The following is a 22,855-nucleotide window of genomic DNA, read 5'->3' on the forward strand; positions in this document are numbered from 1 at the left end:
GCGCGGTTATTTTAACCCAGGGAAAACACTTGCCAGCCCCGGGTGGACGATCTTCCCGCCCTCGATATTAACCCCTGAATTGATGATCGGATTATCATCCTTTGCTTTATAGAGCCACTTCTGGGCGATCTCGATCACGTAGGGGAGAAGCACAATTCCCAAGGCTTCCGACGCCGTCAAGGCGCCCATGGAGGGGAGGTTTGGCGGGGCGAAGAAAAAGACTTCGCTCCCGGGGACCGTCGGCAAATTAAAAGGCTCCAGAAGACTGGTTTCCAAAACCCCTTCGATCCCGCCCCCCTGATCGATGTCGACCGGATAAAGGCAGCCGCCGGCCCGCATTGTCCGCAAGAGGTCCAGGGTCACCAGCTTTTCCGGCTTCTTGCCGGCATTATAAATAGCGGAAACCAGGAAGAAAGCTTCTTTAATCGTGTTCCGGAGGTTGCTTGGGCTCATTTCCAGAACGGTGACGTTAGGGAAACGAAGATCGTGAGACTTAAAATAATCGGCCAGGGCTTTGACCCGGAGCGGATTCTTTTCCAGGAGAATGACCCGGCACCCCCGTTCGGAAAACTCTTCGGCCGCGGTCTGACCGACTCTGCCGCCCCCCAGGACCACGGTTTTTAATCCCTTGAGGCCGGTTTCCGGCAAGCCGCTGGAAATGATCTTTTTACTAAGTAAGGCAAATTCATCGGCATGCCGGGCAATGACTTTGGCCGCCGCCTCGCTCATCGGAGCGAGACAGGGGAAGAACGGACAACCATCCTTGATCGTTTCCATGGTTTCTAGGGCGAGGAAGGCGGTTCCTTTTTCCCGGCTGGCCTGCAGGGCCAAAGTCGTCCGGTCAAAGCTTTGGGCGAAATGCTGGTAGGAGATGAACAGATTATTCCGCAGGCGGGGAAAGTCGGCCGTTTTAGTCTCTTTGACCCCGACGACGATATCCTTGTCCAACGCTTCGGTGTGAGAGCAAAGCTTGGCGCCGGCCTCGGCGTACTGTTCGTCGCGATAGCCGATCTTTTCTCCCGCTCCGCTCTCTACGAAGATCTCGACTTGCGGCGCCCGTTCGATCAACTGCGCGACCTGGGCCGGCAGCATGGCGACCCGGTTCTCGATTTCGCGCCCCTGGGTATCGGTTTTTGATTCTCTTAAGATGGCAAGTGAACTAACCATTGAATTTGTATTTTAGGACTTCCGGGTCGCTTTCGTCAACCCGCATTAGATGATAGGGGAAAAAGATCCCGGAATCGCTTTCCCGAATGTGGAGATCGGCCAGCCGGAGTTCGAGGTGGACGTCGGAGGGGATGACCCGGAGATCGTGCCTGGTTGCTCCATCGATCGCCTGGGCCCAGTTTTCAATGATGTGGCTGATGATCTGGCGGCGGCCGGAAAATTCTTCACCGAATTCGGTTAAGATGGCGATCGCCGGTTTGCCGAGCCGGGCTTCTTTCAGGAGATTGATACAGCCGAGCATGCCGAGGTGCTGTTTGAGCATTTTCCCTTCTTCCTTCTCGACCGAACCGATATTGAGCAGGATGATCTGGGCCTCCTGATATTCCAGGCCAAGGCCGACTTCGTAGCGGGTGTCGCCGGTGATCCCGATCTTCAGCGCGTCAAGGCCGAAAGTTAAGTTGGTGTTCAGGACCATGCCGACCGATGATTCCTGATTGGTCCAGCGTTCAACGTGATGGGCCGGTTTCACGCTGATGGTAAAGCCGTATTTTTCCAGGAGAGAACCGCCTTCGATCTCGGTCACGTGGCTCCCCGGGACGAGCAGTTTGAAGTTGATTTCCCGGTTCCCCTTGGGATCGGTCGCCGGCAGGAGCCCGTTAAATTTAAGCATGGTTCCGGCGGAGCCGAAAATATCGATCACTTTGGATTTTTCGTTGTGGTCGTTATATTTGGCCAGGAGGGAGAGGATCCCTTCGACCGAATCGGTGTGGTCGTCGTGGTCATGGGTGATGACGATCGCGTCGATATCGGCGATGCCGAGCCCGATGTCCCGGAAGATGTCGAAGAAAGCGTAGCCGGGATCGATGACGATCCCTTTGGTCTCGCCGTGGTGGTTCTTAGTGGTCAGGAAATACCCTCCGCCTTGGGAAACGCCATGGGAGAAAAGGGGAGAAGATGAGTTCCATTTCCGCATGATCCGGAGGATGTTCGGTCCCATGATGTGGTTGATCGCCCGCGGCGCGTTCAGGTCCTGGAGTAATTTGAACTGGTTCTTTTTAATTGTTTCGCGGGTCGGGAAAAGAGTATCTTCCATGTAGGCGATTGCCTGGCCTGACGGCGCGCTGAAATCCCGTTTTTGCAGGTCGTGCTGATGGGCGAGCTTAAAGTCGCCGTACGCTTCCTGGAAGCGTCCCTGGAGAAAGCGGGTGATTCCCCGGTAATAAGCGGCGGAACTCGCTTGTTCGTGGTTTTTCTGCCCTTTTTTAAAGAGCTCGTCAAAGATGAACTCCGCTTCCTTGTAGAGGTTGGAATTAACGCAGAGATTGCCGATGAAGGTCAGGAAGGGGGGTTCAAGGGAAGTGAGCGCCTGTTTGATCTCCTGGAAATGCTTCTGCAGCCAGGCTTTTTGCGAGATCGGCGCGAGCTTCTTGAGCTGCTGCCAAGTTGCTGGCCTCGCGGGGTCCAGCACCTCCGGCATCAGAACCGCCAGCTTCCGCCGATCATCTGGGTCCGGTTGTAGGTCCCGCCCAGGATCGCGTAATCGATCAGGAGGTTCCCCAGCGCCAGAGTGACGCCGGCCGTTTTGTTCCCGTCATCTAGTCCGGCTCTGGCGAGCAGACCGGGAATGAGCGAAACTTCCGCGCCGTAGTGCAGAGTCGCTTGTCTGCTGTTCTGGTTGAAGATGTTGTGGGCATCGCCGGCGATCGTTAAGAAGGGGAGCGGTTTGACCGCCAGACCGGCATTGACCAGCATTTCGTAGCGGGTCCTGGCCCCGTTTTGCCAATAGATATCGGAAGTTAAGATCCCTTTAGTGGCAAGGCCAAAAGAAATATATTCGACCGGTTTGCCGATAAAGCCGAGGTCGATGTCGCCGCCAAAACCACGGATGTTGGAGGAAATGATCGTCTTGTCATAAAGATTGACGTTGGCGCCGATCGCCACGCGCTGTTCAAAGCCGGAGGCGACCCCGATCGTGAATTGGTTCGACTTCTCGTCCAGCGGAACGTTATAGTCGTTGATCCAGCCAAGGCCGAGGGCAAACTGCGCTTTAGTCGGCGTGTTCTCCGGAACTTCTTCGTATTGGACCGGTTCCCAGTAATCGCGGTGATAAGGACGGGGATGATACCAGGAATACGCGGGATAGACGTAATAACGCGGTCTGACTATTATTGGACGGACTGGTGGTTGAGGAGCGGGCGTTCCTTTTGCCACACCTGATGAGATCCCCAGAGCGTCTTTGATCGCTCCCATTCCCAGCTGACGTAAGCTGACCGCTTGTTCTGAACCGGATTCGGTCACCTGTTCGGCCATCGATTCCCCCCGCTCGGTTTTTTTCACGTTCCGGCCCCAGCCGGTTTTCAGGATCCCTTTGTCTCCAAGATAAGAGGCCCCTTCGTAAGCGACCAGTGAAGCGATCCCGATCCCCAGGAGCCACTGGAAAGGGTTCAGTTCGGTTTCATAGCACATCTTTAAACTAAAGAGGTTATCACCGACCCAGGTATTACGATTGTTCAACTTAGTGGTCCCGGTGATCGAAACTTCCGGGTTAAGGGCGAGCCCGGCCGGGTTCCAGTAGGGGGCGTTGGCATCGTCCGCGACCGCCGTAAACGCTCCCCCCATTCCCATCGGTCTGGTGCCGTATAAGGCAAAGGCACTTTGGCAGGTAAAGATCAGGAGAAGAATTGTTATGGCAAATTTCAATCGCATTGGGTTCCTCCATTAGTAGGCTGGCAGAATAATAGCAAAGTTATCCCGTCTTGACAACTAAAACTCGAATGGTAGAATGGCAAAAATTAACGGAGGTATCTTAAGTGAAAGAAATATTTGAACGGGCGAAAGCGATGATCGTAAAACCCTTGGAAACCTGGGGGATAGTTAAAGGGGAAACGATCTCGGTTCGCGATCTGTTGGTCAATTATGCCGCTCCCTTGGCCCTTATTCCGGCCTTAGCGACCCTGATTGGCCTGGCGATCATCGGTATCCGGGTCCCGACCGGTTTTGTTATCCGGATCCCTTTTATCGAAGCCTTGATTGCCGGGACCGTCGGTTATTTCTTGAACCTGGGGACCTTGCTGGCCGGCGCCTGGGTAGTCAGTTATCTGGCCGCCTACTTTAATTCCAAGAGCGATTTTGAACTTTCTTTTAAATTGGTCGTCTACGCCATGACCCCGGTCTGGCTGGTCGGCATCGTCGCCATTCTCCCCGGGATCGGGATCTTACAGCTCTTTGGTTTATACGGGCTTTATCTTTTATACAAAGGCTTGCCGGTTCTCCTTGAGACGCCGGAAGATAAGGTCTTTTGGTATTTTCTGGCGATCCTGATCTCTTCCCTGATCCTGACCTTCCTGTTCTCGTTTATCATTGGGGGCGCGGTTTACGGTCCGATCATGATGAGGATGATGAGCTTTTAACTGAAGGTGGAAACTCTTAAGGAGATTGTCGATCACTCGACCGTCAGCTTTGCCGCCGTCCCGGCATTCCGGGGCCGACTCGAGAACGGCTACCGGGTTATAACTTTTTCCGAACTCCCTGCCTTGCTTGGCCGGGTCCAGTCACATCTTCTGTCGTTAGGATTGGTTCGGGGAGACAGGGTGGTGATCATGGCGGAAAACCGCCCTGAATGGCCGATCGCTTACCTGGCGGTGACGACGCTTGGCGGGATCGTGGTCCCGATCGACGCGGTCTTAAAACCGGAAGAAGTTGCCGCTTTACTGGCCGATTGCCGGCCGAAATTCGCGCTCGTCTCCCAAAAGATTTCAGCCGCCCATCAGGGGACCTTTGCCGGTCTCCATCTAATATTAATGGAAAGGATCTTCGATCTGCCGGCCGCGGCCGCTCCGGAACGTCCCGTTCTTTCCGGCGACGACCCTGCTTCGATCGTCTACACTTCCGGCACGACCGGGAGCCCGAAAGGGATCGTCCTGACCCATCGAAACTTTTGCTCCAATGCCGATTCCGTCGCCTCCCTTTTTAAAATTACGACCAGCGACAATATGCTCTCGGTTTTGCCGCTGTCGCATACTTTTGAAATGACCGCCGGCTTTTTGGCCCCGTTCAGCCGCGGCTGCTGCGTGACTTACGCCGACAGCCTGAAATCCAATATTCTTCTTAAGATCATGCAGGAGACCGGGATTACCATCATGTGCGGCGTGCCGCTCCTTTACCAGATCTTTTACGAAGGGATCCTGCGGCAAGCGGAAGAGAGCGGGAAGCGGCGGTTATTTGAACTCTTATTTAAGCTTTCCGCCTTTTTTAACGACTCGATCGGTATTAATCTCGGCCGGATTATTTTTGGGATGGTCCACCGAAAATTCGGCGGCAAGGTCCGCTTCTTCGCTTCCGGCGGCGCGGCGATCAGTCCCGAACTGGTCCGGAACTTTTCCTTAATGGGTTTTACCATTTTGCAGGGTTACGGCTTAACCGAGACCGCGCCGATCGCGACCGTCAATACTTTTGCCGCCAACCGGCTCGGCTCGGTCGGCAAACCGATCCCCGGTGTTCAGGTCAGGATCGACGGTAAAGAGGGCCCGGGGGAGATCCTGATCTCCGGGCCTAATGTGATGAAGGGGTATTACAACCGTCCCGACCTGACTCGTGAGGTCTTGGCTGGGAACTGGCTGAAGACCGGCGACGTTGGTTATTACGATCAGGACGGGTTTCTTTTTATTACCGGTCGGGTCAAAGAGATCATCGTGACCGGTTCCGGGATCAACGTTTATCCGGAAGAGTTGGAAAACCGCCTAAATAAACTTCCCGGAGTACTGGAAAGCTGCGTGATCGGCCAGAAGATCAGAGAAGGGATCAGGAAAGAGACCGAGCTGGTCGTCGGTGTCGTTGTCCCCAAGGAAGAGATTTCAGATGACGAGATCCGCCGCCAGGTGAACGAACTCAACAAACAGCTGGCCGAGTTCAAGCGGATCGCGCGTCTTATTATCCGCCGCCGGGAACTGCCCAAGACCAGGCTTATGAAGATCAAACGCCTGGAAATCAAAAAGGAGTTGGCCGATGAATGATCAACTGACCGCCGAGATCAGAAGCCTGGTCGCCAAAGTGATCAAACTGCCGGCAGAAAAGGTCGGACTGGACGCGGATATTTTTTCCGAGTTGGGAGTCGATTCACTGCTGGGGGTGGAGATCTTTGCCGCGCTCGATAAAAAATACAACCTTGATATCCCCGAAAGCCGCTTGGAGAATGTCGCGACAGTCCGGGATATTGTTAAGCTGGTCGAAGAGTTGACCGCGAAACGCTAGTTTAAATTTAACCGCGCAATTAATTGCGCGGTTAAATAATCTGGATTAAAGTTTTAATAGATGACTTTATTCAGCGGATACTCGACGATCCCTTTGGCCCCGGCTTTTTTCAGCTTCGGTATCAAATCCCGCATCACGCTTTCGTCCAAAATGGTGTCGAGATCGACCCAGTCGGGATCGGAAAGCTCGGAAACCGTCGGAGTCTGCAGGGCCGGGAGGATCGCTAAGATCGTGCGGAGCCGGCTCTTGATCACGTTCATCTTCAGGCCGACCTTGCTGTCCGCGGTCAACGCTCCTTTGAGGAGCATAATGATATTCTCCAGCTTTTCTTTCTTCCAGGGATCGTCCATGCTCGGCTGGTTGGCGATCACGACCGTGTTTGATTCCAAAACGGTGTCGATGATCTTGAGGTGGTTCGCTTTCAGCGATGAACCGGTCTCGGTCAATTCAATGATGGCGTCGGCCAGGACCGGCGGCTTGGCTTCGGTCGCTCCCCAGGAGAATTCAACGTCGGCGGTGACTTTGTTGTCTTTAAGATATTTTTTGGTGACATTGACCAGTTCGGTCGCGATCCGTTTTCCCTTGAGATCTTTCACGGTTTTGATCTTGCTGTTTTCCGGCACCGCCAGGACCCAGCGGACCTTACGCAGGCCTTGTTTGGCGTAGACCAGATCGGCGACTTTTTTGACCTTAGCGCCGGATTCCATGACCCAATCAATTCCTGTTAATCCGGCATCAAGGACCTGGTCTTCAACATAACGGGCCATTTCCTGCGCCCGGATCAGCATTATTTCGAGTTCGTCATCATCAACGGCAGGGTAGTAAGAACGGGAAGTTCCTTTGATCTGCCAACCGGCCTTTTTAAAAAGTTCGAAAGTTGATTCTTGAAGGCTCCCTTTTGGTAATCCCAATTTTAGCTTATTTGCCATGAAAAACACCTCTTTGCGCAAATTGTAGCATGGCTTATGCGTTGGTGTAAATACACTATTAATAGGTGATTTACTTTTAACCGGAAGCTGGGTAGAATATCCTTGATCGATCAAAGGAGGCTGAATAAGAATGGGTATTAAAGAAGAATTGGTCCAGATGTTGAATAAGGCGCTTGAGTTGGAACATGCCGCGAGGATCCAGTACCTGGCCCACGCCGAAACGATCAAGGGTGAAACGAGCGAAAAGATCATTGAACGGCTCAAAGAGATTGCCGGCGACGAAGAAAAACATGAAGGGAAATTCCGGAATTTGATCGGCAATTACCTGAACGGCGAGCCGGTCATGAGCTTGGCCCCGACCCATCGGGCGGAGGGGAATAAGGCGATTTTTGAGGTGAATCTTAAAGGCGAGAAAGAGGCGATAGATTTTTATAAACAGATCTACCAAAAAGTAACCGATAACAAAAAAGATCTTCAGTATGAATACGAAACCCTGGAACATGAAATCCGCCACGTGATCGTCGATGAACAGGAGCATGTCGCGGAGCTTTCCCAATTATTAGGTAAATAGCTGAAATTTTCCGCCGGGCCCGCTGATAATTGACCATGAAAGCCGGTCAAATATCGCGGGTCCCTCCCGGCGGTGGGGGACGAGAGTTTAATTCCTTCCGTCTGAAATGGCGAGGGAACGTTGACCGTTGGAATATTTTTGTTGACCCGCGGGATTTGCCATTGCGCGTTATTACCTCGGCCCTGACCGAGATTGTAAACCGCGACGGTGGCCGGGCTTTTCTGCTCCCCTCGCTGACTAAAGCTTCCGGTTTACAAGTTACCCCAGAGAGAATCGGCGAACTTTCCGCTTCTTTTTTTCAGGAGGGTGGGGATTCCGGGATCTTCAAGCTCGAAGCCAAGATCGTTCTTCCCGGCCAGGGGGAGAAGACCGTCGCTTTCTGCCTCAATGTCGCTAGGAATCCCGAATTGAACGATCTGCACGCGGAAATATTCCGTAATTTACAGCGTCTGCGAAAGATCGATCCCGCTTATGTTGTTGAACCATTCTGCCTCGATCTGGCGACCGCCAGGGATGGGGAGCGTGAAATTAAGGTGGCGGTTTTTTCAACCGAATGGCTGACCGGCTATACCGAAGTCAACATGTTTAACCTGGCGGAATCGATCGACGGCGGAGTGGCGCTTGACGGACTGGAAGCGGTTGGAATGAGGCAGCTACGCTTTAACCAGCCTTCCCGGTCGGGCTATTACGATGGCGTGATCAAAGACCATTTTTTGGAAGAGGCGATCGCGGTGGAAATGGTCAGGATCTTGACCGCTTATTTCAAGCCGGAAACGATGGAAATGATCGTTGATTACGGCATTAATTCCGGTGATTTTGTTTGTCGGCTGGAATCGGACGGGAGTTTTTCGCTCAAGCTGGTAACTTGCCGGGATATTTTGCGGCATGATGATTTTCCGAGCGCGCCGACGGCTGTTCGGGCTTTCCCCCTGCTGGAAGAGCTGTTCCGTCACCGCGAGAACAGTGTTCATCACCAGAGCCGGCTTGATTTAGCCGATCTTATGAAATATTCCATTTACACTTTTAACCCCAGCGAAGTTTGCGAAGGGGTGGTCAAAGCGCTGGTTGCCAAATATGGGGCCAAGGCAGGTCGCCGGGAAGCGCTGGAATGGCTTGGTACTTATTTTCTGATTGATAAACAACTGCAGCAGGAGCACCCTTTTGCGGACAAAGATCGGTTTTTTAGGCAGATGGTGATTCGCCAGGAGCTGGGAGAGTTTTTGCTGGAGTTGGCCGAATAAGCCGCTTCCCGATCAAATGGAAATGTCGTATAATGAATTTGTTGTGGCCCCATTGTCTAACGGTTAGGACGCCCCGGCACAGCCGGGGAGGCTGGGGTTCGATCAATGAAATACTTTGTTTATATCCTCCAAAGTCAAAAAGATCAAAAATATTATATAGGGCAGACCTCCGATTTAAACAGGCGGATATTTGAACACAATCGCGGAAAAGTGTTTTCGACGCGAAATAGAATTCCATTTGAACTAATTTATTCAGAAGAATGCGCGACTAAAATCGAAGCGATTCGTAAAGAGAAACACTTTAAAAGCTATAAAAAGACCAAAGACTTGCTTAAACATTTGCTTCCAGAATCCTCTAGAATATCGTATAATTAATAAGTGTTGTGGCCCCATTGTCTAACGGTTAGGACGCGGCCCTCTCAAGGCCGAGGCGGGGGTTCGATTCCCCCTGGGGCTACCAACTTTCCTTATCTCATCTTTTAACGAAGGATCTCCAGATGAATGACCGCGTAAAAAAAGAAGCCGCGCGTCGGCGCACTTTCGCGATAATTTCGCATCCGGATGCCGGCAAAACTACTTTGACCGAAAAGCTTTTGCTCTACGGCGGCGCGATCAATCTTGCCGGCTCGGTGACGGCCAAAAAGAAACAGCGGGAGACCTCTTCCGACTGGATGGAGCTGGAAAAGAAACGGGGCATTTCCATCTCTTCGACCGTTTTGCAGTTTGATTATGAAAACTTCCGCTTAAATTTGCTCGACACCCCCGGCCATAAGGACTTTTCGGAAGATACTTACCGCGTTTTAATGGCGGTTGACGCGGTCATCATGGTGATTGATGCCGGGAAAGGGATCGAAAGCCAGACCCGCAAGCTCTTTGAGATCTGCCGCAAGCGCGGTATCCCTATTTTTACTTTTATGAACAAACTGGACCGGCCGGCCAAGTCGCCGCTGGAACTGATCGATCAATTGGAAAAAGTCCTTAAACTCCACGCTTTTCCGGTCAATTGGCCGTTGGGGAACGGCGTTGATTTCAAAGGGGTTTATGACCGGCTGAAAAAAGAAGTCTGTCTCTTCGAACGCCTGCCGGGTGGAACCTATCGGGCGCCGGTCTCCATCCATGACCTCGCCGATCCCCTGGTAAAAAATATTTTGCCCGAACAAACGTATCGGGAAATTGTTGAAGAGCTGGAGATGCTCGACGTCGCTCAAGGGGGCTTGGACCTTGAGGCGGTCCTCCGGGGAGAAACGACCCCCGTCTTCTTCGGCAGCGCCGCCAATAATTTCGGGGTGGAGCTGCTGCTGCGTGGTTTTTTGCGGTATTCCGCCGAACCGACCCCCAGAAAAGCCCGGCAGGGAGTTGTCCCCCTGGACGATCCCTCTTTTTCCGCTTTTGTCTTTAAGGTCCAGACGAACATGAATCCCCAGCACCGCGATCGCGTGGTCTTTGCCCGGGTCTGTTCGGGGGAGTTCACCCGCGACATGAAGGCTTACCACGGGCGGTCAGGCAAAGAGATCGTCCTCTCTGATTCGTACAACCTTTTTGGCCGTGACCGGGAGGTCGTCGACGTCGCTTATCCTGGCGATATCATCGGTTTTGTCACCAAATTGGAGTTTCGCATCGGGGACACGATCAGCGTCGACCCCAAAATAATTTATGACGAGATCCCCCGGTTCGCGCCGGAATGCTTTGCCTATTTCCACAACTCCGTTTCTTCGGACTATAAGCGCTTTCGCAAAGGGTTGGACCATTTGCTGGCGGAAGATATTGTCCAATCATTCAACGTTCATGGCTCGCTGGAGAACACGCCGCTTCTGGGAGCGGTCGGCCCGCTGCAATTCGAAGTTTTGCAGTATCGGCTTAAAGACGAGTATAAAGCCGAGCCGAGGTTGGAAATGATGCCGTGGACCCTTTTAAAGTGGATCAAGTCAGCCCTGGGGTCAGAGGAGATAGTAAAGCTTTTACCGCGGGGGGCGGCGTTGGCGATTGACGATCAAAATCGCCGGGTCCTTTTGTTTTTAACCGAATGGTCTTACGCTTATTTCGCGGAAAATAATCCCGCGGTCGAGTTTTTTAATACGCCGGTATAATTGATCTGCAGATGAAGCAACCAGGAAGTAGCGGCATTAGCAATAAAGAGGATTTGATCGAGTTTGATTCAATGATAAATTTAAAACCTTCCCTTGGTAATCGGACTCGAAGTATTGCTGACCCGGTTATCAGAGAGCAGCTCGCCCAAATTGTCAGGGAGCTGATCGAGCTATGACCAAACACAAAGAATTAGCGGCCGGACGCTGGAACGAACTCTCTTTTGTGGAGCAAATGGCCAATGTGGGGAGTGAAGTTGAAAGGACCATCAGCTGGCGAAAGAGAAATAAGCTTGAATCCGCCCGGTCAGCTTTTGAACGGGCCTTGGAGCTGTTAGATTTGACCATTGCCGATATTAAGAATGCCTCGCGCCTCAAGGAGCTAGCGCGTGCCAGAGAAGCCCTGGCCGATTATTTTGTTTTTGATAATGTTTATTGTTCTTCGGACGAGAGCTGGCAGAAATATTTTTTAGCCTTTAATTATGCCGCCCGCCTAAATGCCTAGGAGGCCAAAATGATCGGAAAATTAATTCTTTTGTGTGTATTGATCGTTAGTTGCGTTTTTACCTGGAGCTCGATTTCTGCCGCGGTGTCTAAAAAGATGGCGCTCGGCTGGTCGTTAATTCCTATTACCGTTACTCTTATTCTTGGGATAGGGTTGCTTTTGGTCCATTTAGGGATTTAGCCAGCGAAAAGCGTGCCCATATAGGAATTTGTATGAAACAGGAAACCGCGGCGATATTGCCGCAGGTTTCCTGGTAGGAGGGAGAGGGTGCCTCACGCTTTAGTGTGTGGCTACTACGAGATACGAGGAACCGAGAATTCTCAGGTTCCGAGTGGATGTCGCGGACGATTCGGTTGATCAACGGCCTCAATGGCGACTTTTTGTTTGTTCTTTTTCATCTAAACGATCTCTTCTTTCATCTTGGCGCAGTTTTTGATCACGATCTCTTTCCCCTGGACCTCGATCAGCCCCTCATCTTCCAAAGCTTTAAAGTTGCGCGATAAGGTTTCGCTGATCGTGCCGAGTTGCTTGGCCAAATCGGTCTTGCTGGTCGTTAAGTTGATCCGGCAGCGCCCGTCCCGGGGACATTGACCGGCTAAATAGTGCAACAGCCGCTGGCGAATGCTCTTGAGGCCGATAGTTTCCAACCGCTGATTGAGAACAACGCATTTTTGCGCCAATACCCGGAGGAAAAAGAGGGCGACCTTGGGAGAGCTTTCGATCGCTTTCAGGATCTTCTCTTTGGAAAAATAAAGAGCGGCGCTCTCTTTGACCGCCTGGGCAAAAACGGGATAGGCGGGCTGGGTGAAAATGATCGCTTCCCCGATAAAACCGTCCGGGCCGACCCGGGCGATCTCTACTTCCTGCCCATCGTCATCCATCTTGTAGATTCGCGCTTCACCGGAGAGGAGATAGTAAAATCCCCGGGCTTCATCGCCCGCTTCGAAAAAAGTTTCATCTTTGGCGAATTGACGTTCGATCCCCAGTGCCAGGATTTCTTTGTCCATGAGAACAGTATACATAAAACGAGATTATAAAGGCAAACGATGGAAACCTGCGGCAATATCGCCGCGGTTTCCATCAACCACTCAACCAAGGTCATTTTGGAAGCCGAGACGATATTGTCTCAGGCTTCCAAAATAAATTTACACTGGCACAATTCTCTGCTATCATATCCCCCATGACTAAAAGAGTTCTTTCCTTACTATTATTAGTGACCGGGCTCTTCCTCGTGGCTGGGTGCGTCAATTTCGAAGGGCCGAAAGCGGTCTACCGCGATTACGCCATCAGCCGGATCACCGCCGAGGGGATAGAGGTCAATTTCCTCTTCGATGTCACCAATCCTAACCCGATCGACCTGACGGTAAATCAGTATGCCTACAAAGTCACGATCAACGGTAAAGCCTTGCTCGATGAGAACCGACCCGGCTTTACGATGACCGCTAACCAGAAAAAAGAGCTCGCCATCCCGGTTCTGGTCCGCTACGACGCCGTTTTCGGTTCCCTGCTATCGGTTATCCAGCGGGTTGCCGCCGGCAACCGCGACGTCGATTACCAGATCGACGGCTCCATCTCCGCCAGCTCCTTTGGTATCGCCGTTTCTTCGCCGCTTAGCTCGTCCGGCAAGTTTAAACTCCCCGAAAACATCAAGTTCTAAAAACCCGTTTTTAAAAATCCTTGACAGATAATAGTTAGTATGATAAACTATTTATCAGGTTAACTATTCTGACGTGTTGGATTAAGGAGCATAACCATGGCCGAAGCAGGTTTGAAAGAGTTTCTGGACCGGATGGAAGAGCTGGCCCCCATCTTTGCTAAGAGCATGCAGTTCGGACTCCTGCCGGAAAATTGCGATATTACCATGCCGCAATGCTTGGTGATGCGGGTCGCTTACCTTAACGATAGTTGTAAAATGTCCGATATCAGCAACGCCCTTGGCGTGACCATGGCTAATGTGACCAGCATGGTTGACCGGTTGATCCGCGATGGTTACGTTGAACGGCACGAAGATCCGGCTGACCGTCGGATTGTCAGGATTTCCCTGACCAAGGAAGGGCGGAAGACCTACGAAGCGGTCCGGGAAGGCAAACGCCGCCATTTTATGATGATTTTCAGCAAGATTTCCGTTAAAGAACGGAACCAGTTATTGGAAATTATGCAAAAAGTCGCGCAAGAATTAAAAAATGAACAAGAAGGAGTTAAATAAATATGAATACCAAGCGAGTTATCTGGGTCGTAGTTGCGGTTGTGATCCTGCTTTTTTCCTATCGTTTAGTCAACCGACTCAATGGCGCAAAAGAAATTAAAGAAGACCGGGTCATTCCGGTGATCGTCGTTACCCCGAAGATCGGGCCGATGGAACAACGCCTGACCCTGACCGGCGACATTAAAGCGGAGACCGAAGTCAACGTGCGGCCACGCACGACCGGCCGGGTCGAAGAGATCTACGTGAAGGAAGGGGATTTCGTTAATAAGGGGAGCAAAATGCTCTCTTATGTCTTCGGGATCAAACCAACCGACGATCTTTATGAAGATATGGTCGTTAAATCGCCGATCTACGGAGTTGTCGGGATGCAATTGGTCAAGGTTGGCGATCAGGTTACGGCGGCGGTCGGCGGCGGCGCCAACCCGGTTTTTGTCGTTTACGGCATCGATCGGATGAAAATTTACGCTGACGTGCCGGAGAAATACTACGCTTTCATTGCCAAAGGAACCCCGGCCGATATTATGCTGGACGCTTTTCCCAAAGATAAGTTCCGCGGCGTAATCAGCAACGTCCGCCCGGTGATCGATCCCTTGAGCCGGACCACCCAGGTCGAGATCCTGTTGCCCAACTACAGCCACAAGATCAAGCCGGGGATGTTTGCTCGGGTCGACCTGGTCCTAAAACGGGTGGGGAACGCGACCATTATTCCGTTCGACGCGGTCCTTGGCGAAACCGAGAAGTACGTTTATGTCGCTAAAGACGGGATCGCCAAAAAACAGAAGGTTGAGCTTGGCCTGGAAGAAGGGAACAATGTCCAGGTGACCATCGGCCTGTCGCCGCTCGATAAAGTTGTCGTCCTCGGCCAGCGGGTCGTGAAAGATGGTTCGAAGATCGAGGCGGCGAAATGATCAAAAGATTCGTTACCCGCCCGTTATTCACGATCTCCCTTTACCTGATCTTTTTGCTGATCGGTTATTTCAGCTTTTCCCGTCTGCCGCTCGACTTTTTGCCCAACATATCCATTCCGTCGCTGACCATTATTACGCCATATCCCGGCGCCAGCCCTGAAGATATCGAAACGACCGTTTCCAAGGTCATTGAAGACGCGGTCGCGACCGTCCCGAACATCGATAAAATAACGTCCGACAGCTCGGAAAACGTCTCGACCGTCACCATTGCTTTCAAGTGGGGGACCGATCTCGATCCCGCTTCGGCCGACGTCCGCGACAAGATGGACCTGATCCGGAGCAAATTGCCGGACGATGTTTCGTCATCGACGATCTTTAAGTTCGATCTGTCGCAGATCCCGGTCCTGGTTTTTGGGCTCTCGGCCGATGAATCATATTCCAACCTCTATCAGATCGCCGATAAACAGCTCTCTCCGGCGCTGAAACGGATCGGCGGGGTGGGGACGGTCAATATCCTCGGCGGTCGGATCCGCCAGATCAACATTAATGTCGACCGCGCGCGGCTCGAGGCTTACCATTTATCGATCAGTCAGGTCAATCTGGCCTTGCAAACAGCGAACCTTTCGGTGCCGGCCGGCAGTCTTAAATCCGGCGCCCTGGAATATTCTATCCGGGTCCCCGGCGAATTTAACAATGTCGCCGAGATCGGCCGGACCATTGTCGGGAGCTTTAGCGGTAAGGACATTTATCTCTCCGATCTCGCCGAGGTCGCCGATTCCTTCCAAGAACCGGACAACCTGACCGAGGTTGACGGTAAAGCGGGGGTGATGATCCAGGTCCAGAAGCAGTCGGGGGCGAACACCGTCGCCGTGGTCAAATCGATCCGGGCCGAATTGGCCAAGGTCCTGCCGGACCTTCCGTCCGACATCAAAATTACTTACGTTCAGGACACATCCGAGTCGATCGTCCGTCAGATTGACGAGCTGACCAGGACCCTCTACTGGTCGTTCTTCTTCGTTGTCCTGACCGTCCTTTTTTTCCTGCGCAACGTTCGCGGGTCGTTGATCGTCTCGCTGGCGATCCCGTTCTCGATCCTGGCCGCTTTTGTTTACATGTTCGCTTCGGGGGCGACCATTAACATCATTTCTTTGGCTTCAATTATTATTTCGATCGGGGTCGTTGTTGACGACGCCATCGTGGTGCTGGAAAATGTTTATCGTCACCTGGACAAAAAGAACGAGCCGCCCAGGGAAGCGGCGATCTTCGGCGCGGGGGAAGTTTCCGGGGCGGTCATTGCCTCCACGACCACCAACCTGGTGATCTTTATTCCGCTGCTGCTGGTCTCCGGCTTTATCGGGATTTTCTTTAACCAGCTGTCCGCCATCTCGATCGTCGTCATGGCGATGTCGCTGGTGACTGCGATCTCCCTGACCCCGATGCTTTGTTCCAAGCTCCTGACGATCAAAAAGACGGAAGAGCGCGGCGGGTTCTGGCAGAACCTGCATGATCGGAGTGAAGGGCTCTTTGAAAATATCGAAGCCGCTTACAAACAGATCCTTGGCTGGGGCTTAGAGAACCGGCGCAAGGTTTTGCTCTCGTTATCATTGCTTTTCTTTTTAAGCATGGCGCTTTTCATGTTTACCGGCAGTGAATTTTTCCCCGAACAGGACGACGGCCTGATCACGGCAACGGTCGAAATGCCGGCCGGGACCCGCTGGGACCAGACCGGCGGGGTGATGCAAAAGCTGGAGAAGCTGATCCGCCGGGAAGTGCCGGAGACCGAGTTTGTCATGGTCACTGCCGGCTCAACTTCCGGCCGAATGAGTTTAAGCGCCAAGAACGGCGCCAATTACGGCAAGCTCTATCTTAAAGTCGTTCCTCTTGACCAGCGAAAACGCGATCTCAAACAGCTGGAACGGGCGATCGCCAAACTGGCCTATTCCATCCCGGGCCTGAAAGGGATCGATTTCGCTTCCAGCGGCGCCAACCAGATGGCGGGTGGGGGGAAGCCGATTACCCTCGAGATCTACGGCTCCGATTTCGACAAGATCGATCAGGTTGCCGATCAGTTGAAGAACAAGATCGAGAAGATCCCGGGAGTCGTTGACCCGACTCTCTCCCGCGAAAAAGCGATCCCGGAATACGCCCTGAAAGTCGACCGCCAGAAAGCGTCCGACCTTGGCCTTTCGATGTACGACGTGGCGATGACCGCCCGCGCCTACCTTTACGGCACGACCGTTTCCAAATACCGGGTGGGTGGGGACCAGTACGATATTTTCGTCCAGCTCAAGGAAGGAAACCGCCGTTCGATCGAAGACGTGAAAAATGTGTTCATTACCAACCGGGCCGGCAAGAATATCGCCCTGGGGAATATTGTCAGCGTCGAGTTGCGCAACGGGCCGCAGGTTATTTCGCGCCAGAACCAACAGCGGATCGTTAAAGTTGAAGCCGACTATTTCGGCCGTTCCCTCGGCGACATTACCGGGGATGTCAATAAAACGCTGGCTTCGACGATTTTGCCCGACGGCATAACCGTAAAAGTCGCCGGTAATTCGGAACAGATCGCCGAAAGCTTCCGCTCGCTCTTTGCCGCCCTGATGCTGGCGATCGCCCTGATCTATCTGGTGATGGTGGCGCAGTTTGAGTCGTTCCTGATGCCGTTCATTATTATGTTTGCGATTCCTTTCGCGCTGGTCGGCGTCGTCTGGTCGCTCTTTCTGACTGGGACCGCCTTCAGCGTCATGGCTTTCATCGGCCTGATCCTGGTTACCGGGGTCTCGGTTAAAAATTCGATCGTCCTGGTCGATTACATTAACATTCTCCGGGCCCGCGGCCTGGAGCTCAAAGCGGCGATTCAGGAAGCGGGGAAGACCCGGCTCCGGCCGATCCTGATGACCTCGTCGACCGCGATCCTTGGCCTGATGCCGATCGTCATGAGCGGCGGCGAAGGGTCCGGCTTCTGGAAACCGATGGCGATCACCGTCATCGGCGGGTTACTTGTTTCGGTGACCATCACCCTGATCTTTGTGCCGACCCTTTACTACACGATCGAAAAACGGTTAGCCAAAAAGGATGGAAAGTAAGATGAAAGGGATAATGATCATTTACGCTCCGGCGCTGGAAGATAACGTCCTGGCCGCCTTAGCGGCAGTTGGTGCGGCGAAGTACACCAAGTTCCCGCTCTTGCACGGAGTGGGAGGGCATTCCGAGCCGCACCTCGATACGCAGGTCTGGCCGGGGACCAATGAAGCCCTGCTGGTTGTGACCGACGACGCGACCAAAACAAAATTAATGGCCGAGATCGCTAAATTAAAGAAAGAATTTTCCGCGGAGGGGATCAAAGCGTTCGTTCTCCCGGTGGAGGAAGAAATATGAAGAGATTAGTCGCAGGTTTTGTTTCTCTGCTGTTGTTGGCAAGTTTTGCCGATGCGTTGACCTTAAACGATTCGATCAAGATCGCGCTTGATAAGAACCCGCAGGTTGTCGCCGCGCAGGAAAAACTCAACGCGGCCGGCAGCAAGCTTGGCCAGGCGAAGTCGGCCCTTTTTCCGCGGTTGAAACTCGAGGGGGCTTTCGGCCGCAATTATCAGGAATCGCCGGTCCCGCCGAACGAGGCGGCCGACCTGACGACTTACACCCTTTCTCTTTCCCAGCCGCTCTTTGTCATCAGCCTGCCGAGGCTTTTGACGATGGCCGACGCTACCTTTAACGGGGCGAAGGAAGACCTGCGCAAAGCGCAGAGCGATGTGCTCTATAACACGACCAATGCCTATTACAGTGTGCTGAAAGCGCAAAAAGGGTTTCAGGTCATTGATAAGACGGTCCAGTCGCTCGAAAAATACGTTAGGCTCTCCAAGATCTACTACGATTCCGGGATCATCGGGCGGGCCGACGTGATGCGGGTCGAGACCGAACTGCTGAATACCAAAGTCGCCAGGATCCAGGCGCAGTCCGGCCTTCAGCTGGCGATCGCTTCCTTGAATAGCCTATTGAGCGAAAACGACGTTCAGGAAACCACCGTGCTGGATGATTCCATTTCGGCCAATGGCGCTAACCTTCCTCCGTTGTCCGAGCTCATGACGTCGGCGTTGGCCAATCGTCCCGATTATCGTTCTTTTCTGGAAGGAGAAAAGATCGTCAAAGAGAATATCGGCTTGGCGGCGGCTAATTACTGGCCGGCGTTCATGCTGATCGGCTCCAGCGGCAAGACGATCGATCTCGATTCGTGGCGGGTTTTGATCAGCGGTTCCTGGAACATTTTTGACAGTTTTGAGACCCCCAATAAAGTTGCCGAAGCGCAGGCGAACTATAATTCAGTGGCGGCCCAAAAAAATCAATTGAGCGACGGCCTGGAGCTGGAGGTCCGCTCCGCTTATCTTGAATATCAGGCGGCGGTCGAAAAAGTGACCGCGGCGCAGGCGGCGGCCGAGCTGGCCCAGAAGACCCTTCAGCTCAACGAAGTCAATTACGAACAGCATATCACGACCTTTCTTTCGCTTCTTGACGCCCGGACCGCGGCGACCCGGGCGGAGACCGCCGTGTGGAGCGCCCGTTATGACCTGGAGCTGGCCAAGGCAAAAATCAATAAAGCGGTTGGCAAAACGATCTTTTAGTGTAACAATATCCGGGTGAAATACTGGATAGCTATTCTGGGATTATTGCTTTTGCCGGTCTTCGCGCTGGCGGCCGCTGAACCTTCGCTGCCGGGTCTGGCGCAAAAGAACATTACTGGCCGCGATCTTAAACTTGGCCGGGTCTTGGCCGCGAACGGAAAGTACACCCGTTATTACATTACATACTACAGCGGTTCCCTGAAGATCTCCGGGATCATTAATGTCCCCAAAGGGCGGGGGCCTTTTCCGGTCCTGGTCCTTAATCATGGTTACATTAACCCCAAGATTTATACTAACGGCCGCGGCTTAAAACGGGAGCAAGATTATCTGGCCCGCCGCGGTTACGTTGTCATCCATCCCGATTACCGCGACCACGCCGATTCCGATCGCGACAATGATACCGAGGCTGGCTTCCGGCTCGGCTTTGTCGAAGACGCGATCGCCGCGGTCCTGGCGGTCAAGGCGAGCCCGCTGACTTTTTTCAATAAAGAAGCGGTCGGCATGCTGGGGCATTCTATGGGGGGCGGGGTCGTGCTCAACGTGCTGGTGACCCGGCCCGAACTGGTCAAAGCGGCGGTCCTGTTCGCGCCGGTCAGCGCCGACTATCGCGATAACTTTACCCGCTGGCTCTGGCGGCGGAAAGGGAATCCCGGCGTGGCCGAAAGGGTGATCGCTCTTTACGGGTCGCCCGAGGCCAACCCGGAATTTTGGTCCCGGCTTTCGGCGATCAATTATCTCGATAAAATTCAGGCGCCGGTCCTGATCCAACACGGGACCGCCGATCGTTCGGTCCCGCTGGCCTGGTCGCGGCGGCTGGATCTTGCCTTGAAAAAAGCGGGAAAAGAGGTATCATTCTTTCAGTATCCCGGAGAACCGCACGAGTTTGCCGGCGCCTGGCCGATCGTTATGGCGCGGACCGTTAAATTCTTCGACCGGTACCTGAAACCATGAAAAAAATATTTGTTCCGTTGCTGCTGCTGCTTCTGATGGGTTCCGCTCACGCGGTCGAGCTGAACCTGGGAAAGGTCTTCCTCGATCTTTCCCCGGCTCCTTACGGGACCGTTGAGGTCCGCTGGGGGGAAGATCTCGTCTTGCCGCCGGCGATCGCCCTGATCGACAATGCGCCCTTCCTCACCATTAAATGGGAGATCCGCAATTCCTTGTCCGCCTCGATCCCGCCTAAACCGAGGCTTGAGCTTTTCGATTTTTCCCAGTGGCATTGGGTCGATAGTTCAATCGACAAGCTGGCCAACCTGACCCTTAATTACGATCGGGTCAACGAGACCGATCTGATCGGCGGTTGGAAGTTCGACGGCTTGCGGGGTTACGCTCTGACCAAATATCGGATCACCGTTTTGGCCGGTTCTTCAACCGAGGCCGCCAGGGAATTTTACATTTCGATGATCCCGCCGAAACAAAGCAAGTTCCCGGTCTTTGCCGAGAACGCGCCGCTTTGGATCGCCGGCCGTTACGAAAAAGCGCTTTTATATAAATGGCTGGGGTTGCTCTGGCGGGATATCCTGACCTCGACCTACGACGAGCGGATCATCGGCGAACTTGATCAAGCGATCGCTTCCGGCGGGCTGGCGCGCAATTCCGCCGAGATTAAACGTTACGTCGAAGATGGCGGCTATCCGGCTCTCTCGATCTATTTTTCGCCGACATACGTTAACTTGAGCGCCGATCCCCAGATGATCGGCCTGGGCGGGAAAGTTTTTAAAGCTTTTGATAAAGAGAACCAGGTCAAGTCGCTCCTGATGGAGGTTAGGGATATCCTCCGCAAAAATTCGGTCAACGCTCATTTGGTCAATGCCGCTAAGGCGAGCAGTTTCACCGACCGAAAAAATCTGGCCGACCGGCTTGAGGCGGTTGCTCAAGCGATGCGCGACGAAGCAATCGAGTTTTCCGTGCTGGCTTATTCGGCGCAGGACGTTCTGCCGACCAATTGGCGGACCCAGCTTAACGCCGAATATAAAGCGCTGGGCGATCTGTTGTCCGAGATCGTCAACGCCCAGGAACGGGCCGATCTCTACCTCACCAACATCACGCAGATAAGCGACGTTAAGGCTTGCGACCAGTCCATTTCTCGGCTCGTTCTTAGCCAGCTCTTGTCGGCGATCGAGGACCTGGCCCGGGCCGATTGGTTGATGCTGTCGCTCGGTTACGAAACAAAATAATTGTTAGGAGGAAAAGAAATGAAAAAAGTTATCTTGGTTTTGGCTTCCGTTCTGGTTCTGGCTTCCGGTTCTTTTGCTCTGCAGCCGGCCTTGGTCGGCGGGATCCGCGACGGCGCGGCCCTCGGGCTGATCCTGCAGGAGTATTTGGGGTCTGGAGCGGCGCTCCGCTTTGGCATGGAAGCGAATACCGGAAAAAATCCGATGATCGCTTTTGCCGGCGGCAAGTTCGGCCTTTCGAGCGTTGGCCGGATGCCGTTGTCGCTGGGTTTAGGGATTGTCGGTTATTTCGGCAATTCGGATACCAAAGCGGGCCTGTCGCTTTCCTTTATTTTCGACAATGTTTTTGGCCGCCAGCCGATGTTCATCGAGGCGGGGGTTGATATCGTCGATCCGGCCCGGCTCCAGCTGCAACTCGGCTACAAGTTCTAGACGCTATTACCGTCAAGCGAAAACCCGCTTGACAGGTTCTTATAATAAGTATAATATGCGCACAATATGAAGATTACACGAGCGGCCGATTACGCGATGCGTCTCCTGGTTAAACTCGCCATGCTGGGCGAAGAAAGCCAGAGCCGGGTCCTCTCCGAGGAGATCGAGGTCCCTTTCAACCACCTGAATAAGCTGACCCAGCTCCTTTCCCGCCGCGGTTTCATTGCCACCCGCAAAGGGAAAGGGGGCGGCCTGCGGCTGGCGCGCGACCCCAAGAGCATCAGCCTGATGGAGGTCATCGAAGCGGTCGAGGGACCGATCGTCCTTAGTAACTGTCTCTTCCAGCGGCAGAACTGCCGTTTCAGCGCCAAGTGCAAGGTTCGCAAGACCCTCTGTGCCGTCCAAAAACAGATGAAGGCGATGCTGGCCGAACGAACAATCCACGATATGATGATTGAAAGGGGGTGAGAAGAATGACCATCGATGAATTAAGTACTTTTTTGGAAAACAATCCGCAGATCGAATGGGCCTATGACGATGAGGGGATTATTTATCTCCGCCACAGTCACTTTGACGGCCAAAACGATAAACTCCGGATCGAACCGCGCGCCTTGGCGGAACTGACCCCGCAGAAATTGGAGCAGGTCCTGGTCGGCGGCAGAAATGTCGACCATATTACCAGGATCACCGGCTATTTCTCGAAAGTTTCCGGTTGGAACAAGGGGAAGAAGGGGGAGCTGGTGGATCGGCAGAGAGTGGCAGTTTCATAAAATTA

Annotated in this window: 24 protein-coding genes and 1 tRNA gene; 20 read left to right on the forward strand and 5 right to left on the reverse strand. The window is 53.2% G+C overall.

The annotated features are described in order from the left end of the window. Positions 1 to 6 precede the first annotated feature (6 nt). From WC772_01915 to WC772_01925, 3 genes are read right to left on the reverse strand one after another with little or no spacing between them, the layout of a single operon-like run. Positions 7 to 1,167 (reverse strand): NAD-binding protein, encoded by a 1,161-nt coding sequence (locus tag WC772_01915; protein MFA6169513.1) that lies wholly within the window; start codon positions 1,165 to 1,167, stop codon positions 7 to 9. Beyond that, entirely contained in the window at positions 1,160 to 2,644 is a 1,485-nt protein-coding gene (locus tag WC772_01920) for an MBL fold metallo-hydrolase (GenBank protein ID MFA6169514.1), read from the reverse strand. The genes WC772_01915 and WC772_01920 overlap by 8 nt, the downstream gene beginning before the upstream one ends. Continuing rightward, entirely contained in the window at positions 2,644 to 3,873 is a 1,230-nt protein-coding gene (locus WC772_01925; GenBank protein ID MFA6169515.1) for a hypothetical protein, read from the reverse strand. The genes WC772_01920 and WC772_01925 overlap by 1 nt, the downstream gene beginning before the upstream one ends. Positions 3,874 to 3,977: 104 nt before the next feature. On the opposite strand from WC772_01925, the gene WC772_01930 reads away from it, so the two are divergent. The 3 genes from WC772_01930 to WC772_01940 are packed head-to-tail and all read left to right on the forward strand — an operon-like array spanning position 3,978 to position 6,417. Continuing rightward, the gene (locus tag WC772_01930; protein ID MFA6169516.1) at positions 3,978 to 4,577 is read left to right on the forward strand and encodes a YIP1 family protein; all 600 of its coding nucleotides are present in this window, start codon (positions 3,978 to 3,980) and stop codon (positions 4,575 to 4,577) included. A gap of 6 nt (positions 4,578 to 4,583) precedes the next feature. Further along, a complete protein-coding gene (locus WC772_01935) occupies positions 4,584 to 6,179 on the forward strand; it encodes an AMP-binding protein (GenBank protein ID MFA6169517.1) in 1,596 nt (531 codons plus the stop codon). Next, entirely contained in the window at positions 6,172 to 6,417 is a 246-nt protein-coding gene (locus WC772_01940) for an acyl carrier protein (protein ID MFA6169518.1), read from the forward strand. Before WC772_01935 ends, WC772_01940 begins: the two co-directional genes overlap by 8 nt. 53 nt (positions 6,418 to 6,470) lie before the next feature. On the opposite strand, the gene hisG is transcribed toward WC772_01940, so the two are convergent. Beyond that, positions 6,471 to 7,346 (reverse strand): ATP phosphoribosyltransferase, encoded by an 876-nt coding sequence (hisG, locus tag WC772_01945; GenBank protein MFA6169519.1) that lies wholly within the window; start codon positions 7,344 to 7,346, stop codon positions 6,471 to 6,473. 130 nt (positions 7,347 to 7,476) lie between these two features. On the opposite strand from hisG, the gene WC772_01950 reads away from it, so the two are divergent. From WC772_01950 to WC772_01975, 6 genes are all read left to right on the forward strand, one after another. Continuing rightward, the gene (locus WC772_01950) at positions 7,477 to 7,917 is read left to right on the forward strand and encodes a ferritin-like domain-containing protein (GenBank protein MFA6169520.1); all 441 of its coding nucleotides are present in this window, start codon (positions 7,477 to 7,479) and stop codon (positions 7,915 to 7,917) included. A gap of 35 nt (positions 7,918 to 7,952) precedes the next feature. Continuing rightward, positions 7,953 to 9,158: a hypothetical protein gene (locus tag WC772_01955; protein ID MFA6169521.1), complete on the forward strand. Its 1,206-nt coding sequence runs from the start codon at positions 7,953 to 7,955 to the stop codon at positions 9,156 to 9,158. 105 nt (positions 9,159 to 9,263) lie between these two features. Continuing rightward, on the forward strand, positions 9,264 to 9,533 hold the full coding sequence (locus WC772_01960; protein ID MFA6169522.1) for a GIY-YIG nuclease family protein: 270 nt from the start codon (positions 9,264 to 9,266) through the stop codon (positions 9,531 to 9,533). A 10-nt stretch (positions 9,534 to 9,543) separates the two neighbouring features. Next, positions 9,544 to 9,618 (forward strand) — tRNA-Glu (locus WC772_01965). Positions 9,619 to 9,655: 37 nt separating this feature from the next. Further along, positions 9,656 to 11,245, forward strand: a complete 1,590-nt coding sequence (locus WC772_01970; protein ID MFA6169523.1) for a peptide chain release factor 3 — start codon at positions 9,656 to 9,658, stop codon at positions 11,243 to 11,245. Between the two features lie 172 nt (positions 11,246 to 11,417). Then, entirely contained in the window at positions 11,418 to 11,747 is a 330-nt protein-coding gene (locus tag WC772_01975; protein ID MFA6169524.1) for a hypothetical protein, read from the forward strand. 398 nt (positions 11,748 to 12,145) lie between these two features. Here the strand turns inward: WC772_01975 and WC772_01980 are convergent, their stop codons facing one another. Then, a complete protein-coding gene (locus WC772_01980; protein MFA6169525.1) occupies positions 12,146 to 12,754 on the reverse strand; it encodes a Crp/Fnr family transcriptional regulator in 609 nt (202 codons plus the stop codon). Between the two features lie 173 nt (positions 12,755 to 12,927). On the opposite strand from WC772_01980, the gene WC772_01985 reads away from it, so the two are divergent. The 11 genes from WC772_01985 to nrdD all read left to right on the forward strand — a co-directional run bounded on the left by WC772_01985 (position 12,928) and on the right by nrdD (position 22,850). Then, complete coding sequence (locus tag WC772_01985; GenBank protein MFA6169526.1) at positions 12,928 to 13,404, forward strand: LEA type 2 family protein; 477 nt, start codon at positions 12,928 to 12,930, stop codon at positions 13,402 to 13,404. A gap of 96 nt (positions 13,405 to 13,500) precedes the next feature. Next, positions 13,501 to 13,953: a MarR family transcriptional regulator gene (locus WC772_01990; protein MFA6169527.1), complete on the forward strand. Its 453-nt coding sequence runs from the start codon at positions 13,501 to 13,503 to the stop codon at positions 13,951 to 13,953. 2 nt (positions 13,954 to 13,955) lie between these two features. Then, positions 13,956 to 14,861: an efflux RND transporter periplasmic adaptor subunit gene (locus WC772_01995; GenBank protein ID MFA6169528.1), complete on the forward strand. Its 906-nt coding sequence runs from the start codon at positions 13,956 to 13,958 to the stop codon at positions 14,859 to 14,861. Then, entirely contained in the window at positions 14,858 to 17,944 is a 3,087-nt protein-coding gene (locus WC772_02000; GenBank protein ID MFA6169529.1) for an efflux RND transporter permease subunit, read from the forward strand. The genes WC772_01995 and WC772_02000 overlap by 4 nt, the downstream gene beginning before the upstream one ends. Before the next feature lies 1 nt (position 17,945). Further along, positions 17,946 to 18,236, forward strand: coding sequence for a PG0541 family transporter-associated protein (locus WC772_02005; protein ID MFA6169530.1), 291 nt, complete (start codon positions 17,946 to 17,948; stop codon positions 18,234 to 18,236). Next, positions 18,233 to 19,474, forward strand: coding sequence for a TolC family protein (locus WC772_02010; protein ID MFA6169531.1), 1,242 nt, complete (start codon positions 18,233 to 18,235; stop codon positions 19,472 to 19,474). The genes WC772_02005 and WC772_02010 overlap by 4 nt, the downstream gene beginning before the upstream one ends. 15 nt (positions 19,475 to 19,489) lie before the next feature. Continuing rightward, entirely contained in the window at positions 19,490 to 20,425 is a 936-nt protein-coding gene (locus WC772_02015) for an alpha/beta fold hydrolase (protein MFA6169532.1), read from the forward strand. Next, entirely contained in the window at positions 20,422 to 21,651 is a 1,230-nt protein-coding gene (locus WC772_02020; GenBank protein ID MFA6169533.1) for a hypothetical protein, read from the forward strand. Before WC772_02015 ends, WC772_02020 begins: the two co-directional genes overlap by 4 nt. 18 nt (positions 21,652 to 21,669) lie before the next feature. Beyond that, a complete protein-coding gene (locus WC772_02025; protein ID MFA6169534.1) occupies positions 21,670 to 22,080 on the forward strand; it encodes a hypothetical protein in 411 nt (136 codons plus the stop codon). 66 nt (positions 22,081 to 22,146) lie between these two features. Beyond that, positions 22,147 to 22,548, forward strand: a complete 402-nt coding sequence (locus WC772_02030) for an Rrf2 family transcriptional regulator (GenBank protein ID MFA6169535.1) — start codon at positions 22,147 to 22,149, stop codon at positions 22,546 to 22,548. Between the two features lie 5 nt (positions 22,549 to 22,553). Further along, the gene (gene nrdD / locus WC772_02035; GenBank protein MFA6169536.1) at positions 22,554 to 22,850 is read left to right on the forward strand and encodes an anaerobic ribonucleoside-triphosphate reductase; all 297 of its coding nucleotides are present in this window, start codon (positions 22,554 to 22,556) and stop codon (positions 22,848 to 22,850) included. The last annotated feature ends 5 nt before the right edge of the window (positions 22,851 to 22,855 follow it).

The organism is Candidatus Margulisiibacteriota bacterium (assembly GCA_041661965.1).
Taxonomy (GTDB): Bacteria; Margulisbacteria; WOR-1; order O2-12-FULL-45-9; family XYB2-FULL-48-7; genus XYB2-FULL-45-9.

What these genes read in the sequence shown, in the direction of transcription:
- WC772_01915 (MFA6169513.1), bottom strand. Translation starts at nt 1,167, where the DNA reads ATGGTTAGTTCACTTGCCATCTTAAGAGAATCAAAAACCGATACCCAG.
- WC772_01920 (MFA6169514.1), bottom strand. Translation starts at nt 2,644, where the DNA reads ATGCCGGAGGTGCTGGACCCCGCGAGGCCAGCAACTTGGCAGCAGCTC.
- WC772_01925 (MFA6169515.1), bottom strand. Translation starts at nt 3,873, where the DNA reads ATGCGATTGAAATTTGCCATAACAATTCTTCTCCTGATCTTTACCTGC.
- WC772_01940 (MFA6169518.1), top strand. Translation starts at nt 6,172, where the DNA reads ATGAATGATCAACTGACCGCCGAGATCAGAAGCCTGGTCGCCAAAGTG.
- hisG (MFA6169519.1), bottom strand. Translation starts at nt 7,346, where the DNA reads ATGGCAAATAAGCTAAAATTGGGATTACCAAAAGGGAGCCTTCAAGAA.
- WC772_01950 (MFA6169520.1), top strand. Translation starts at nt 7,477, where the DNA reads ATGGGTATTAAAGAAGAATTGGTCCAGATGTTGAATAAGGCGCTTGAG.
- WC772_01955 (MFA6169521.1), top strand. Translation starts at nt 7,953, where the DNA reads ATGAAAGCCGGTCAAATATCGCGGGTCCCTCCCGGCGGTGGGGGACGA.
- WC772_01960 (MFA6169522.1), top strand. Translation starts at nt 9,264, where the DNA reads ATGAAATACTTTGTTTATATCCTCCAAAGTCAAAAAGATCAAAAATAT.
- WC772_01970 (MFA6169523.1), top strand. Translation starts at nt 9,656, where the DNA reads ATGAATGACCGCGTAAAAAAAGAAGCCGCGCGTCGGCGCACTTTCGCG.
- WC772_01975 (MFA6169524.1), top strand. Translation starts at nt 11,418, where the DNA reads ATGACCAAACACAAAGAATTAGCGGCCGGACGCTGGAACGAACTCTCT.
- WC772_01980 (MFA6169525.1), bottom strand. Translation starts at nt 12,754, where the DNA reads ATGGACAAAGAAATCCTGGCACTGGGGATCGAACGTCAATTCGCCAAA.
- WC772_01985 (MFA6169526.1), top strand. Translation starts at nt 12,928, where the DNA reads ATGACTAAAAGAGTTCTTTCCTTACTATTATTAGTGACCGGGCTCTTC.
- WC772_01990 (MFA6169527.1), top strand. Translation starts at nt 13,501, where the DNA reads ATGGCCGAAGCAGGTTTGAAAGAGTTTCTGGACCGGATGGAAGAGCTG.
- WC772_01995 (MFA6169528.1), top strand. Translation starts at nt 13,956, where the DNA reads ATGAATACCAAGCGAGTTATCTGGGTCGTAGTTGCGGTTGTGATCCTG.
- WC772_02000 (MFA6169529.1), top strand. Translation starts at nt 14,858, where the DNA reads ATGATCAAAAGATTCGTTACCCGCCCGTTATTCACGATCTCCCTTTAC.
- WC772_02005 (MFA6169530.1), top strand. Translation starts at nt 17,946, where the DNA reads ATGAAAGGGATAATGATCATTTACGCTCCGGCGCTGGAAGATAACGTC.
- WC772_02010 (MFA6169531.1), top strand. Translation starts at nt 18,233, where the DNA reads ATGAAGAGATTAGTCGCAGGTTTTGTTTCTCTGCTGTTGTTGGCAAGT.
- WC772_02020 (MFA6169533.1), top strand. Translation starts at nt 20,422, where the DNA reads ATGAAAAAAATATTTGTTCCGTTGCTGCTGCTGCTTCTGATGGGTTCC.
- WC772_02025 (MFA6169534.1), top strand. Translation starts at nt 21,670, where the DNA reads ATGAAAAAAGTTATCTTGGTTTTGGCTTCCGTTCTGGTTCTGGCTTCC.
- WC772_02030 (MFA6169535.1), top strand. Translation starts at nt 22,147, where the DNA reads ATGAAGATTACACGAGCGGCCGATTACGCGATGCGTCTCCTGGTTAAA.
- nrdD (MFA6169536.1), top strand. Translation starts at nt 22,554, where the DNA reads ATGACCATCGATGAATTAAGTACTTTTTTGGAAAACAATCCGCAGATC.